Consider the following 12,870-nt stretch of genomic DNA (forward strand, 5'->3'; position numbering starts at 1 on the left):
GCTCCGCCCGCCCACGCTCGGCCATCAGCTGAAGGGCTGCAGTTCGTCGGCGCGCAGTGAGGCCCGTCCGGCGGCCCGCCAGGCGCGGGCGGTGAGGTCGAGGTCCTCGTCGGTCACCAGATTGCCCATCACCCGAACCGCCGTGCGCTGCAGGTACTTCGAGCGCATCACCGGCGGCCCACCGAGCGGGACCATCCTGGGCTGAGTGGCCAGGCCCGCGAGCCTGCGCGCCACCGAGAAGGTGCGTCCGTAGTGGTCACGCAGCAACTGTGGCCACGCCCGGCTCAGATCGGGTTCGTCGAGCAGGTCCGCGAGCATGTGCCCGCCTTCCAGGCCGTAGTCGATGCCTTCGCCGTTGAGCGGGTTCACGCAGCCCGCGGCGTCACCGACCAGCACCCAGTTCGGGCCCGCCACGTTCGAGACAGCGCCGCCCATCGGCAGCAGCGCCGAGGCCACCGCGCGCAGCTCGCCCTCGAGTTCCCATTCCTCGCGACGCAGCTGGGTGTAGTGCTCGAGCAGCGGCTTGAGGGCGACGTGCGAGGGCCGCGCTTCGGTGGCCAGCGAGCCGACGCCGATGTTCACCTCGCCGTTGCCGAGCGGGAAGATCCAGCCGTAGCCGGGGACCAGCTCATCGGCGGCATTGCGCAGTTCCAGATGCGAGGAGATCCACTGATCGTCGCTGCGGCCGGACTTGATGTAGGCGCGGGCCGCGGTCCCGTAGGCATAGCGGCGATGCCAGGTGCGACCCAGCTGTTTGCCGATGGGGGAGCGCACGCCGTCGGCCACCACCAGCACCCGGCAGCGCACCGTGTGGGTGGACGCGCCGATACGCACCGTCACCCCGGTGACTCGCTCGCCCTCGCGCAGCACCTCGGTGACCTTCGCGCCGTCGACCATCCGCGCACCGGACTTGATCGCGGTCTCGCGCAGCTTGTCGTCGAGTTCGGTTCGCGGAACGGCACTTCCGTACGTGGGGAACGACCCGCCCGGCCACGGCAGCAGTGCTTCCTTGCCGAAGCCCGCCATCCGCAGGCCGTGGTTCACCGTGTGGGCGCGCAACCATTCGCCGAGACCCAGATGTTCCAGCTCGGCGGTGGCGCGCGGCGTCAGCCCGTCACCACAGGTCTTGTCGCGCGGGAAAACCGCCGAATCGAGCAGCAGCACATCGCGTCCGGCGCGCGCGGCCCACGCCGCCGACGCGGAACCGGCCGGCCCTGCCCCGACCACCAGCACCTCGACGGTGGCAGGCAGCGGAGCGTGGTCGGCAGGGGTGAGATCCGGTGAACCCATGGCTCAATACTGGCACTGTCGGCCGCTGTGCGAGAGTGTCGGGTACACCGGGAATTGTCACTGTGTGACGGGGTTCATCGGCCATAGTGCCGGGACACGCTAGGTTGCTACCCGTCGGGGTCGGACGCATCGCTGGGAGAAGATAATGAGTACATCGGCTGTGAGCGACGAAAGCACCGTGGTTGCCGGGGTAGATCTCGTCGATCCCGAACTCGCCGTCACCGTGCGCGACGGACTGGCCGCGGTCGAGAAACTGCTCGTCGACGAACTCTCCGACGGTGAGGATTTTCTCCAGGAGGCGGCGCTGCACCTGGCCAGGGCGGGCGGCAAGCGGTTCCGGCCGCTGTTCACCGTGCTCACCGGCCAGCTCGGACCGAATCCGACCGACCCGGCGCTGATCACCGCGGGCACGGTCGTCGAACTGGTGCACCTCGCGACGCTCTATCACGACGACGTCATGGACGAGGCGACCCAGCGTCGCGGCGCGGAGAGCGTCAACTCGCGGTGGGGTAACAACATCGCGATCCTGGCAGGCGACTACCTGTTCGCCCACGCTTCGCGCCTGACCTCCACCCTCGGCCCCGACGCGGTCCGCATCATCGCCGAGACCTTCGCCGAGCTGGTCACGGGCCAGATGCGGGAAACCATGGGCGCCAAGCAGACCCAGGACCCCGTCGAGCACTACCTGCGCGTGGTGTGGGAGAAGACCGGCTCGCTGATCGCCGCCGCGGGCCGCTTCGGCGGCACCTTCTCCGGCGCGGGTCTCGAGCACGTGGAACGCCTGGCCCGCCTCGGCGACGCGGTCGGCACCGCGTTCCAGATCTCCGACGACATCATCGATATCTCGTCCTCGGCCGAGCAGTCGGGCAAGACGCCGGGCACCGACCTGCGCGAGGGCGTGCACACCCTGCCGGTGCTCTACGCCCTGCGCGAGACCGGCGCCGACGGCGACCGCCTGCGCACCCTGCTGGCGCGCCCGCTGGAAACCGACGCCGAGGTCGACGAGGCACTGGAACTGCTGCGCTGCTCGCCCGGCATGGCGCTGGCCAAGGAAAAGCTGGCCGAATACGCCGACCTCGCCGATACCGAACTCGCCGCGCTGCCCGCGGGGCCCGCCAACGACGCCCTCACCCGGCTGGTCCGCTACACCATCGAGCGGGTCGGCTGAGGAGGAACTTTCAGGGCGAGATTCGCGTTTCTCCTTCATGCCCAATGGGATCAAAACGTTCGGTTTGATGGTGGGGATGTCGGCGTTGATCGTCGCCATCGGGGCGATGTTCCGCAGCCCGACGATCCTGGTCATCTCGATCGTGCTGGCCGTCGGCATGAACGCCTACGCCTACTTCAACAGCGACAAGCTGGCGTTGAAGGCGATGCACGCGCAACCGGTGAGCGAACTGGAGGCGCCGGTCATGTACCGGATCGTGCGCGAACTCGCGACCACGGCGCGCCAGCCGATGCCGCGGCTCTACATCAGCCCGACCAGCGCCCCCAACGCGTTCGCGACCGGCCGTAATCCGCGCCACGCCGCGGTCTGCTGTACCAGCGGCATCCTGCAATTGCTCGACGAACGCGAGCTGCGCGCGGTGCTCGGCCACGAGCTGTCCCACGTCTACAACCGCGACATCCTGATCTCGTCGGTGGCGGGCGCGATGGCCTCGGTCATCACCGGTCTGGCGAATATGGCGTTCTTCGCGAGCTCGTTCGGCAACAGAGACGGCAACGGACCGAACATCATCGGCGTGCTGCTGGTCTCGCTGCTCGGGCCGATCGCGGCGGGCCTGATCAAGATGGCGGTCTCACGATCGCGGGAGTACCAGGCCGATCAGTCCGGCGCCGAGCTCACCGGCGACCCGCTGGCCCTGGCCTCGGCCCTGCGCAAGATCGAACGCGGCGTCCAGGCGGCCCCGCTTCCGCCCGACCCCAAGATCACCAGCGAATCGCATCTGATGATCGCCAACCCGTTCCGCGCGGGCGACCGCGTCGCCCGCTGGTACTCCACCCACCCCCCGATGGACGAGCGAATCAAGCGTCTGGAGGAGATGGCCGGAGACAACACCCAGTACTGAGCGCCGTCCTCCGCCATTCGCATCATTCCAGGCGGCACTCACCACCACTGAGTGCCGCCACACCGGACCTACCGGTAGTTGACGAACTGCAGGGCGATACCGAAGTCCTCGCCCTTGAGCAGCGAGATCACTTCCTGCAGATCATCACGCTTCTTGCTGCTGACCCGCAGCTCCTCACCCTGGATCTGCGCCTTCACGCCCTTGGGGCCCTCGTCGCGGATCTTCTTCGAGATCTTCTTCGCCTTCTCGGTGTCGATACCCTGCACCAGCGTGCCGGTGATCTTGAACACCTTGCCCGACGGCTGTGCCTCGCCTGCGTCGAACGCCTTCAGCGAGATGTCGCGCCGGATCAGCTTCTCCTTGAACACGTCGAGCGCCGCCTGCACCCGCTCCTCGGCATTGGCGGTCAGCACGATGGCCTCCTCGCCCGACCACGCGATCGACGCATCGGTGCCCTTGAAGTCGTAGCGCGAGTTCAGCTCCTTCTCCGCCTGATGCAGAGCGTTGTCGACCTCCTGTCGATCGACCTTGCTCACGACGTCGAATGACGAATCAGCCACACTGCGCTCCTGTCCTGTGAAGGTCCGGCGAACTTCGGGGCCGGGATGTGCCGGCCACCGAGACAGTTGTACCCGCATCGGGGGACGACCGGTGCTCGCAGGGGGTCTGTGCAGGCGTTTTGATAGTCCGGGTGAGTACGTTGTAAGCTGCTCAGCGCACCGGAAACGGCGCACACGGCAGATTGCCCGAGCGGCCAATGGGAGCGGACTGTAAATCCGTCGGCTTATGCCTACGTAGGTTCGAATCCTACATCTGCCACATCGAACCCCCGTCGATCATGAAGATCGGCGGGGGTTCCTTGGTTCTGCGGGTTGTTCCCGCGCGGATCCGGGTAGCCTCGATGTGAGCAGGTCGGAACCAGCGGGGCTGAACCCCGTGAAAATGCCCTTTGAGCTGCCGATTTGGTGCTCTGGCCGGGGAGTGTGTAATCTCGTTCAGGACGCCGGAGCACGGGGTCACGCTGATCGGCTTGCCGATACAGACTCTGTGCCACGTTGTCATGCCCCCTTAGCTCAGTCGGTAGAGCGTTTCCATGGTAAGGAAAAGGTCAACGGTTCGATTCCGTTAGGGGGCTCGCCGGATTGCCGGTGGTGAGCGGCTTACCGCGGCATCATCGGGATATTAGTCCGCCGTGGCGGTGTAGCTCAGTTGGTAGAGCAAACGACTCATAATCGTTGTGTCGCCGGTTCAAGTCCGGCCATCGCTACCAATTTCAACTCAGCCCAGACCGGAAAGAAGGCAAATCGTGGCCGCGAAGTCCACCGATGTCCGGCCAAAGATCACCTTGGCCTGCGACGAGTGCAAGCACCGCAACTACATCACCAAGAAGAACCGGCGTAACGACCCGGATCGCCTCGAGCTGAAGAAGTTCTGCCCGAACTGCGGAACTCACCGGGCGCACCGCGAGTCGCGCTAGTTTTCAGAAGCATCTGCCGAAGGCCGGACGAGAGTCCGGCCTTTGTGCTTTTCCCGGGAAGTTCATGGAAAGTTCGGGGCCGATACAGTACTCGGACGCATCACGTTTTACACCGGTCGACTTCGGTGGTGTCTTACGAGTGAGTAAGGTCCACGTTGTGACAGTGAACACCGGAACTCACGAAGCGGTCCCTGCCGCAGCCGCCGAATCCTTCGATCCCGCCGCCCACGCGGCATCGATGGTCGGCCACCACTACCGCGTCGACGACTACTACGAGGTCGGCCGCGAAAAGGTGCGCGAATACGCCCGTGCGGTGCAGGATTACCACCCGGTGCACTGGGAGGAAGACATCGCGCGCGAGTACGGCCACCAGGGCCTGCTCGCCCCGCTCACCTTCATCTCCCTGGTCGGCATCCTCGCCCAGCGCAAGCTGTTCGAACAGATCGTGACCGGCTACGACCTGAGCCAGATCATGCAGACCGATCAGATCCTGGAATTCCACCGCCCGATTCGGGTCGGCGACCAGTTGACCTGCGATGTGTATCTGCATTCTTTCCGGCAGGCCTTCGGTGGCGACATCATCGTGACCAAGAACATCGTCACCGCCCAGGACGACGAACTGGTGCTCACCACCTACACCACCCTGATCGGCCGCAGCGGCGGCGACATCGATCCCCAGATGTCGAACGCGGTCCGCAACGTGCTGATGCACGGACTCGGTGAGGAGGAGCCCGCCCACCACGCGCCGGCCGAACTGTCCATCGGGATCGCCGCGGACCCGATCACCAAGCAGCCGGAGCCGACGGTCAGCGTGCACGCCCTGTCCTTCGACAGTGTGTCGGTCGGCGACGAGCTGCCGGCCCGCGTGGCGCGACTCACCCGTGGCGACCTCGTCAACTACGCGGGCGTGTCCGGCGACGCGAACCCGATCCACTGGAGCGACGAGGTCGTGAAGCTGGTCGGCCTGGACAACGTGGTCGCGCACGGCATGCTCACGATGGGTCTCGGCGGCGGTTTCGTCACCTCGTGGCTGGGCGATCCCGGCGCGGTGAAGGAGTACAACGTCCGCTTCACCAGCCCGGTCTACGTCGGTTCCGACATCCCGGCGGAGGTCGAATACACCGGCAAGGTGAAATCGGTCGATCCGCAGACCCGGACCGCCGTTGTCGCCATCACGGCGAAGTCGGCGGGCAAAAAGATCTTCGGCCGCGCCACGGCAACCGTTCAGCTGTCCTGACCTGGTCGGGTGTCCCGGATTGGCGATAACCGCGCGCGGTGACGTATAGTCGGGTCTCTGGGGTCACGAGATGCTGCGCGCTGATCTTCCCGAGGGGTTATCTCCTCATGGAAGCGGCGCGCGTGTTGTGTGACACTGGAGACAACCGAATATCGAATGTGGTTGGGCACTACAGCTCAGGCTGGTCCAACCGAAGGGGCGTAGCTCAATTGGCAGAGCAGCGGTCTCCAAAACCGCAGGTTGCAGGTTCAAGTCCTGTCGCCCCTGCCCTGAATGCCAGCGACGAGAGAGGATCGACGTGAGCGACGAGCGGGATACTCGCGGCGAAGACGGCGAGGACACCGCCGCTGCCACTCGACCGAGTGGCAAGCGGTCTGCTCGTCGTGTGCGCGCGTCGGATGCTCCGGCAGACAACGGATCGGTGGCCACGCTCGATCGGCCGTCGGCCTCGCGCAAGGCAGACAAGACCGCCGGTAAGGCAAAGACGGGCAACCCGTTCAAGCGGCTGCTCAAGTTCCTGCGAGAGGTTATCGCGGAACTGCGCAAGGTGATCTGGCCCAACCGGAAGCAGATGGTCACCTATACGGCCGTCGTTCTGGTGTTCGTGGTCTTCATGGTCGCGTTCATCGCCGGGATCGACGTGGCGTTCGTCAAGGGTGTCGACTGGCTGTTCGGCTGATCGCCGACACCCACGCCGGTAGCCGATCGCGGGTCGGAACGGCGGAGTGTGCCTCCGCGCACCCGACCCGGCCCAGAGGATGTACGTGACGACACAGGAAGCGAGTGCCTCAGTGAGCACCCCGGAGAACGACACCAACGACGAGTTCCCGGTTGACGACGCTGTCGTGGCGGAAACCGCCACCGACGAGGTCGAGGCCGCCGAGCTCGCCGATGCCGACGAAGCCGCTGCCGACGAGGTCGTCGACGAAGCCGTGATCGAAGAAGTCGCCACCGAGGACGACCCCGAGGCCGACCCGATCGAGTCGATGAAGACCAAGCTGCGCCGCGTGCCCGGCGACTGGTACGTCGTGCACTCCTACGCGGGCTACGAGAACAAGGTCAAGACCAACCTCGAGACCCGTGTGCAGAACCTCGGTCTCGAGGACTACATCTTCCAGGTCGAGGTGCCGACCGAAGAGGTCACCGAGATCAAGAACGGCCAGAAGAAGAACGTCAACCGCAAGGTGTTGCCGGGCTACATCCTGGTCCGGATGGAACTGAACAACGAGTCGTGGGGCGCGGTGCGCAACACCCCCGGCGTCACCGGTTTCGTCGGTATGACCGGCGGTGGCCCCGGCGCCAAGCCGACCCCGCTGACCATCAACGAGGTCGTGAAGTTCCTGGTTCCGGCCGGTGCGCAGGCGCAGAAGAAGGCCGCCGCGGCCGCCGCCGGTGGTTCGGATGCCGGTAGCGCGGCGTCGGGCAAGCCCACCATCGAGGTCGACTTCGAGGTCGGCGAGTCGGTCACCGTTATGGACGGCCCCTTCGCGACGCTGCCCGCCTCGATCTCCGAGGTCAACGCCGAGCAGCAGAAGCTCAAGGTGCTCGTGTCGATCTTCGGTCGTGAGACCCCGGTCGAGCTGAACTTCACCCAGGTCTCCAAGATCTAGGATTTTCCACACTCGCGTCAACGGCACCGCTCACCGGCGGTGCCGTTGGTGTTTGTGCTGGTCGCCACCCGATTGCTGGGTCGTGTGGCAGGTCCGGTAGAGTGTGATGGTTCGTGTTCTGACTTCCCCGCAGTACCTGTCGGGGCCTAGTCGTGCGCGGATACGAGGCTTACGGCAACCGTAAGGAACCGAACCCCAGAAAGCCAAGGAAGAAAGATGCCCCCCAAGAAGAAGAAGCTCGCCGGGATCATCAAGCTGCAGATCCAGGCCGGCGCAGCCAACCCGGCACCGCCGGTCGGCCCCGCGCTCGGTCAGCACGGCGTCAACATCATGGAGTTCTGCAAGGCGTACAACGCCGCGACCGAGTCGCAGCGTGGCAACGTCATTCCGGTCGAGATCTCGGTGTACGAGGACCGGACGTTCGACTTCAAGCTGAAGACCCCGCCTGCCGCTCGTCTGCTGCTCAAGGCCGCCGGTGTGCAGAAGGGCTCCGCTGAGCCGCACAAGACCAAGGTCGCGAAGGTCACCATGGACCAGGTCCGGGAGATCGCCAAGACCAAGGCCGAGGATCTCAACGCCACTGATCTCGATCAGGCCGCGAAGATCATCGCCGGTACCGCGCGTTCGATGGGTATCACCGTCGAAGGCTGAGCGAATCTCGCTCTCATGTGGGAGGGCCGGCCAGGCCCGACAACCACATCTGAACTCGAAACTTTAAGGACAGAAAATCATGGCAAAACGAAGCAAGGCGTACCTCGCCGCTGCTGAGAAGGTCGATCGCGACAACCTGTACTCCCCGCTGGCCGCCGCGCGCCTGGCGAAGGAGACCGCGACCACCAAGACCGACGCGACCGTCGAGGTCGCCGTCCGTCTCGGCGTCGATCCCCGCAAGGCCGACCAGATGGTCCGTGGCACCGTCAACCTGCCGCACGGCACCGGTAAGACTGCCCGCGTCATCGTGTTCGCCGCGGGCGAGAAGGCTTCCGAGGCCGAGGCCGCAGGCGCCGACGCCGTGGGCGCCGAGGACCTGATCGAGCGGATCCAGGGCGGCTGGCTCGACTTCGACGCCGCGATCGCCACCCCGGATCAGATGGCCAAGGTCGGCCGCATCGCGCGTGTCCTCGGCCCGCGTGGTCTGATGCCGAACCCGAAGACGGGCACCGTCACCAACGATGTGACCAAGGCCGTCAACGAGATCAAGGGCGGCAAGATCAACTTCCGCGTCGACAAGCAGGCCAACCTGCACTTCGTCATCGGCAAGGCGTCCTTCGACGACGCCAAGCTGGTGGAGAACTACGGCGCCGCGCTGGACGAGATCCTGCGTGTGAAGCCGTCGACCGCCAAGGGTCGCTACGTCAAGAAGATCACGGTTTCGACGAACACCGGACCGGGCATCCCGGTGGACCCGAACCGCACCCGCAACCTCCTCGACGAGGATGCGTGAGCTTCGGCTGACAGCTAGCTCCTGAGAGCAACTCGAGGGTGGGAACGCATTCGCGTTCCCACCCTCGAGGTTTTTCGGGGGACTATTCGCTACGGCATCCCGGTTGCGCACAGGTGTGACCAGGATTCTGCTGATCTCCGGTAGCACCAGAGCCGGATCGACCAATACCGCCGCCCTCCGTACCGTGGCCGGGCTCGCGCTCACCGGGATGCGCGCCGATCTCTACGGCGGCCTGCGTGACCTGCCCGCTTTCGTTCCCGGCGACGATCCGGACGACTATCCCGCGGTGGTCGACCTCCGCGCCGAGCTCGCCACGGCGGACGCGGTGCTCATCTGCACCCCCGAATACGCGGGGACGCTGCCCGGCAGCTTGAAGAACCTGCTCGACTGGACTGTCGGTACGGCGGACCTGTACGAGAAGCCGGTGGCCTGGCTGTCGGTGGCCCAACCGGGTCGCGGCGAGGGTGCGCTGGACACCCTGTCCACGGTGCTCGGTTACGTCGGCGCCGATGTCGTCGAGCGGGCGTGTCTGCGGGTGCCGGTGCTCGGCGCCGATGTCGACGAGAACGGTCTGGTCGCGGATCGGGAGTTTGCGCCGAACGCGTCGATCGCGCTGGTCGAACTGGCTGCGCATCTGCGTCGAATCGGAGTGTGACGTGCGCGCACCGGGCACGATGGCCCGGTGCGCGTTTCGGTCAGTTCTTCGTTTCGGCGTCCTCGGTGTCGCGCCAGGCGAGCAGTACGGACTCTCCGTCATGCGGCCGCCACGGCAGGAAGATCGCCACGATCACCGCGCAGACGAGCACCGCGACGGTGGCGACCAGGGACGCGGCGTGGGCGCCCTGGAGCGTAGCGGCCTTCATGGCGACGATCAGGTTCTCGCGTTGGGTCTCGAAGAACGGCGCGAGCTCGCGTTTGCGCAGTTCCAGCACGCTGAGCGGACTGGCCTTGACCAGGCTCTTCTCGTTGTCGTTCATGATGCCCGCCGGGATGGCGTCGATGCGTGCGCCGATCCGGCTGGTGTAGTACGAGGCCACGATCGAGCCGAGCACCGCGACACCGAGCGTGCCGCCGATCTCGCGGGTCGTGTCGTTGACGGCCGAGCCCGCCCCCGCCTCGTTCAGTGGCAGCGAGGACATGATCGATTCGGTGGCAGGTCCCTGCACGATGCCCAGGCCCAGTGCCATCAACACCATCGAGGGCAGCACGCCGATCAGGTAGCTGCTGTCGACGGTGACCTGTCCGCCGAGGTAGAGACCCGCACCGATGAGTAGCAGGCCGATCACCAGCACCGCGGTGGTGCCGACTCGTTGCGCCAGCAACGTCGCGACCGGTGCGCCGATGGCGACCGAGAAGGCGAACGGCAATGAGGCGATGCCGAATTCGAGCGGGGTGTATTCGCGCACGCCCTGGAAATACTGGGTGATCAGGAACAGGAAACCGAACATCGAGAAGTAGCCGATGGCGATTGCCAGCGCGGGCAACGAGAATCGGCGGTTGCGGAACAACCGCATATCGAGAATCGGTGCGGCAGTGCGCAATTCCCAGGTGACGAAGGCGGCGAGCAGAACGGTGCCGAGCGCCGCGGTGCACAGTGTGGTGAGCGAGAGCCAGCCGTTGTGCGGTGCCTCGATGATCGACCACACCAGCAGCGTGATCCCGGCGATCGAGAGCACGATACCGACCAGATCGAGTGAGCCGATGTGGGCGGCGCGTGATTCGGGCACCCAGATCAGCGTCGCGACCAGCGCGACCAGCGCCACCGGCACGTTGATCCAGAACACCGAATGCCAGCTGAAATGTTCGAGCAGCCAGCCGCCGGAGATCGGGCCGATGGCGATCGCGAACCCGGCCATCGCGGTCCACGCGGCGATGGCCAGCGCGCGTTCGCGCCGGTCGGTGAAGATATTGATGATCAGGGCGAGGGTGGCCGGGAAGACCGCGGCGGCGAAAATGCCCATCGCGGCTCTGGCGACGATGACCTGGGTCATCGTCTCGGCGAGGGCGCCGCCGACCGACATCACCGCGATGCCGACGAGGCCGATGGTCATGATCCGGCGGCGGCCGTAGCGGTCGCCGAGGTTGCCCGCCGCCAGCAGCAGACCGGCGAAGGTGAGGGTGTAGGCGTCGACGACCCATTGCAGACCGGAGACTCCGGTCCGTAGTTGGACGCCGATCGAGGGAAGGGCGACATTGACGATGGTGTTGTCGAGCACCACCAGCAATTCGGCCAGACAGATGACGGCGAGCGCGAGAAACCGCTGCGAACGCCGGTCCAGCAGCACTGATGGAGCGACTATGGAGGTTGCCATAGCATTGGAGTGAATCAGATTACTGTCACCCTGCGTAACACCTTCTCGGTAGGATCACTGCCACATTGACTGTCCGAAGTGGTCTGCGTCACAGGAAACCGGCCGAATCGGACCGGGGGACACCCGTTTTGGCAGATGGGGGGAGGTGCGGGTACAGTGGTCAACGGTCATGCGGGATGTGCATACATCCGGAAGGCCACACCCATTCGTTCTACCGAAGACCGTTGGTCGTTGATGCCGAATTTCACGGTGTCGATCGAAGGTCCGGCGACATTGCCGGCGACCCACGCAGGGAGAGCTGAGGCCGAAGATATTTTGCGCCCCGGTACGCCTTGCGTCCGGGGCGTTCGTTTTGTCGCCGGCCCCTGATTCGGTAGTGCACCAACGAAACCGACATCAGAGAGGAGGCGAAGTATGGCGAAACCTGAAAAGGTCACCGCTGTCGCGGAGATCGCGGAGCAGTTCAAGAACTCCACGGCCACTGTTGTCACGGAATACCGTGGCCTGTCGGTCGGCAAGCTCACCGAGCTGCGTCGTGCGCTCGGCGCCGACGCCACGTACTCCGTCGCCAAGAACACCCTGGTCAAGATCGCTGCCGGCGAAGCCGGTGTGGCGGGTCTCGACGAGCTGTTCGTCGGCCCGACCGCCATCACCTTCATCCAGGGTGAGCCGGTCGATGCCGCCAAGGCGCTCAAGCAGTTCGCCAAGGACAACAAGTCCCTGGTCATCAAGGGCGGATACATGGACGGCCGCGCGCTGTCCGTGTCCGAGGTCGAGCGTATCGCCGACCTCGATTCGCGCGAGGTGCTGCTGGCCAAGCTGGCCGGTGCGTTCAAGGCCAAGCCTTCGCAGGCTGCCGCCCTGTTCGCCGCTCCCGCTTCGCAGGTCGCCCGGCTCGCCCAGGCGCTGCTCGAGAAGCGCACGAGTGCCGAAGGCGCTCCTGCTGCCGAAGAAGCACCCGCGGCTGACGCCGAATAAGACATCTATTACCCGCCTCGGGGTGCGTATGCGCTGCGAGGTACACCACGAAAGGAACCACCATGGCAAAGCTGAGCACCGAAGAACTGATCGGCGCCTTCAAGGAGCTGACCCTGCTCGAGCTCGCTGAGTTCGTCAAGGTCTTCGAAGAGACCTTCGACGTCACCGCCGCCGCCCCCGTCGCGGTCGCCGCCGCCGGTGGCGCTGCTGCGCCGGCCGACGCCGCCGAAGAGCAGGACGAGTTCGACGTCATCCTCGAGGGTGCCGGCGACAAGAAGATCCAGGTCATCAAGGTGGTCCGTGAGATCGTCTCGGGCCTGGGCCTGAAGGAAGCCAAGGACCTGGTCGAGGGCGCCCCGAAGCCGATCCTGGAGAAGGTCGCCAAGGATGCCGCCGAGGCCGCCAAGGCGAAGCTCGAAGAGGCCGGCGCCAAGGTTTCCGTCAAGTAATTCG

General features: G+C 65.6%; 14 protein-coding genes and 4 tRNA genes. 15 read left to right on the plus strand and 3 right to left on the minus strand.

The window, feature by feature from the left end; genetic code table 11:
• Positions 1-24: 24 nt before the first annotated feature.
• On the minus strand, positions 25-1,290 hold the full coding sequence (locus tag ACFVJ5_RS23970) for a geranylgeranyl reductase family protein (RefSeq protein WP_379223215.1): 1,266 nt from the start codon (positions 1,288-1,290) through the stop codon (positions 25-27).
• Between the two features lie 145 nt (positions 1,291-1,435).
• Here ACFVJ5_RS23970 and ACFVJ5_RS23975 point away from each other — a divergent pair, with 145 nt between their 5' ends.
• Together ACFVJ5_RS23975 and htpX are read left to right on the plus strand one after the other, a co-directional pair.
• Entirely contained in the window at positions 1,436-2,458 is a 1,023-nt protein-coding gene (locus ACFVJ5_RS23975) for a polyprenyl synthetase family protein (RefSeq protein ID WP_379223217.1), read from the plus strand.
• 37 nt (positions 2,459-2,495) lie between these two features.
• Positions 2,496-3,359, plus strand: a complete 864-nt coding sequence (gene htpX / locus ACFVJ5_RS23980) for a zinc metalloprotease HtpX (RefSeq protein WP_379223221.1) — start codon at positions 2,496-2,498, stop codon at positions 3,357-3,359.
• A 68-nt stretch (positions 3,360-3,427) separates the two neighbouring features.
• Here the strand turns inward: htpX and ACFVJ5_RS23985 are convergent, their stop codons facing one another.
• Positions 3,428-3,919 carry a YajQ family cyclic di-GMP-binding protein gene (locus ACFVJ5_RS23985; protein WP_056814350.1) on the minus strand — a complete coding sequence of 164 codons (492 nt, stop codon included), beginning with the start codon at positions 3,917-3,919 and terminating at the stop codon, positions 3,428-3,430.
• A gap of 176 nt (positions 3,920-4,095) precedes the next feature.
• Here ACFVJ5_RS23985 and ACFVJ5_RS23990 point away from each other — a divergent pair.
• The 11 genes from ACFVJ5_RS23990 (at position 4,096) to ACFVJ5_RS24040 (ending at position 9,782) form a co-directional block, all read left to right on the plus strand.
• A tRNA-Tyr gene (locus tag ACFVJ5_RS23990) sits at positions 4,096-4,178 on the plus strand.
• 243 nt (positions 4,179-4,421) lie between these two features.
• A tRNA-Thr gene (locus ACFVJ5_RS23995) sits at positions 4,422-4,494 on the plus strand.
• Positions 4,495-4,553: 59 nt separating this feature from the next.
• Positions 4,554-4,629: transfer RNA gene (locus ACFVJ5_RS24000), tRNA-Met, on the plus strand.
• Positions 4,630-4,665: 36 nt separating this feature from the next.
• Positions 4,666-4,836: a 50S ribosomal protein L33 gene (gene rpmG / locus ACFVJ5_RS24005; RefSeq protein WP_056814348.1), complete on the plus strand. Its 171-nt coding sequence runs from the start codon at positions 4,666-4,668 to the stop codon at positions 4,834-4,836.
• Between the two features lie 163 nt (positions 4,837-4,999).
• Entirely contained in the window at positions 5,000-6,073 is a 1,074-nt protein-coding gene (locus ACFVJ5_RS24010; RefSeq protein ID WP_379223407.1) for a fused (3R)-hydroxyacyl-ACP dehydratase subunits HadA/HadB, read from the plus strand.
• 194 nt (positions 6,074-6,267) lie between these two features.
• A tRNA-Trp gene (locus tag ACFVJ5_RS24015) sits at positions 6,268-6,340 on the plus strand.
• A gap of 31 nt (positions 6,341-6,371) precedes the next feature.
• Entirely contained in the window at positions 6,372-6,752 is a 381-nt protein-coding gene (secE, locus tag ACFVJ5_RS24020; RefSeq protein WP_379223223.1) for a preprotein translocase subunit SecE, read from the plus strand.
• A gap of 112 nt (positions 6,753-6,864) precedes the next feature.
• Positions 6,865-7,683: a transcription termination/antitermination protein NusG gene (gene nusG, locus ACFVJ5_RS24025; protein WP_379223409.1), complete on the plus strand. Its 819-nt coding sequence runs from the start codon at positions 6,865-6,867 to the stop codon at positions 7,681-7,683.
• A 216-nt stretch (positions 7,684-7,899) separates the two neighbouring features.
• Positions 7,900-8,334 (plus strand): 50S ribosomal protein L11, encoded by a 435-nt coding sequence (rplK, locus tag ACFVJ5_RS24030; protein WP_019049397.1) that lies wholly within the window; start codon positions 7,900-7,902, stop codon positions 8,332-8,334.
• A 79-nt stretch (positions 8,335-8,413) separates the two neighbouring features.
• Positions 8,414-9,127 carry a 50S ribosomal protein L1 gene (gene rplA, locus ACFVJ5_RS24035; RefSeq protein ID WP_301903705.1) on the plus strand — a complete coding sequence of 238 codons (714 nt, stop codon included), beginning with the start codon at positions 8,414-8,416 and terminating at the stop codon, positions 9,125-9,127.
• A 103-nt stretch (positions 9,128-9,230) separates the two neighbouring features.
• Positions 9,231-9,782 carry an NADPH-dependent FMN reductase gene (locus ACFVJ5_RS24040; RefSeq protein WP_379223226.1) on the plus strand — a complete coding sequence of 184 codons (552 nt, stop codon included), beginning with the start codon at positions 9,231-9,233 and terminating at the stop codon, positions 9,780-9,782.
• A 40-nt stretch (positions 9,783-9,822) separates the two neighbouring features.
• Here ACFVJ5_RS24040 and ACFVJ5_RS24045 read toward each other — a convergent pair whose 3' ends face one another.
• Positions 9,823-11,439: an MFS transporter gene (locus ACFVJ5_RS24045; protein ID WP_379223228.1), complete on the minus strand. Its 1,617-nt coding sequence runs from the start codon at positions 11,437-11,439 to the stop codon at positions 9,823-9,825.
• Between the two features lie 414 nt (positions 11,440-11,853).
• Here ACFVJ5_RS24045 and rplJ point away from each other — a divergent pair, with 414 nt between their 5' ends.
• Both rplJ and rplL read left to right on the plus strand, forming a co-directional pair.
• Positions 11,854-12,417: a 50S ribosomal protein L10 gene (gene rplJ, locus ACFVJ5_RS24050; RefSeq protein WP_062988862.1), complete on the plus strand. Its 564-nt coding sequence runs from the start codon at positions 11,854-11,856 to the stop codon at positions 12,415-12,417.
• 62 nt (positions 12,418-12,479) lie between these two features.
• A complete protein-coding gene (gene rplL / locus ACFVJ5_RS24055) occupies positions 12,480-12,866 on the plus strand; it encodes a 50S ribosomal protein L7/L12 (protein WP_056814330.1) in 387 nt (128 codons plus the stop codon).
• Positions 12,867-12,870: the final 4 nt, after the last annotated feature.

This window comes from Nocardia sp. NPDC127606, assembly GCF_042671725.1.
Classification (GTDB): domain Bacteria; phylum Actinomycetota; class Actinomycetes; order Mycobacteriales; family Mycobacteriaceae; genus Nocardia.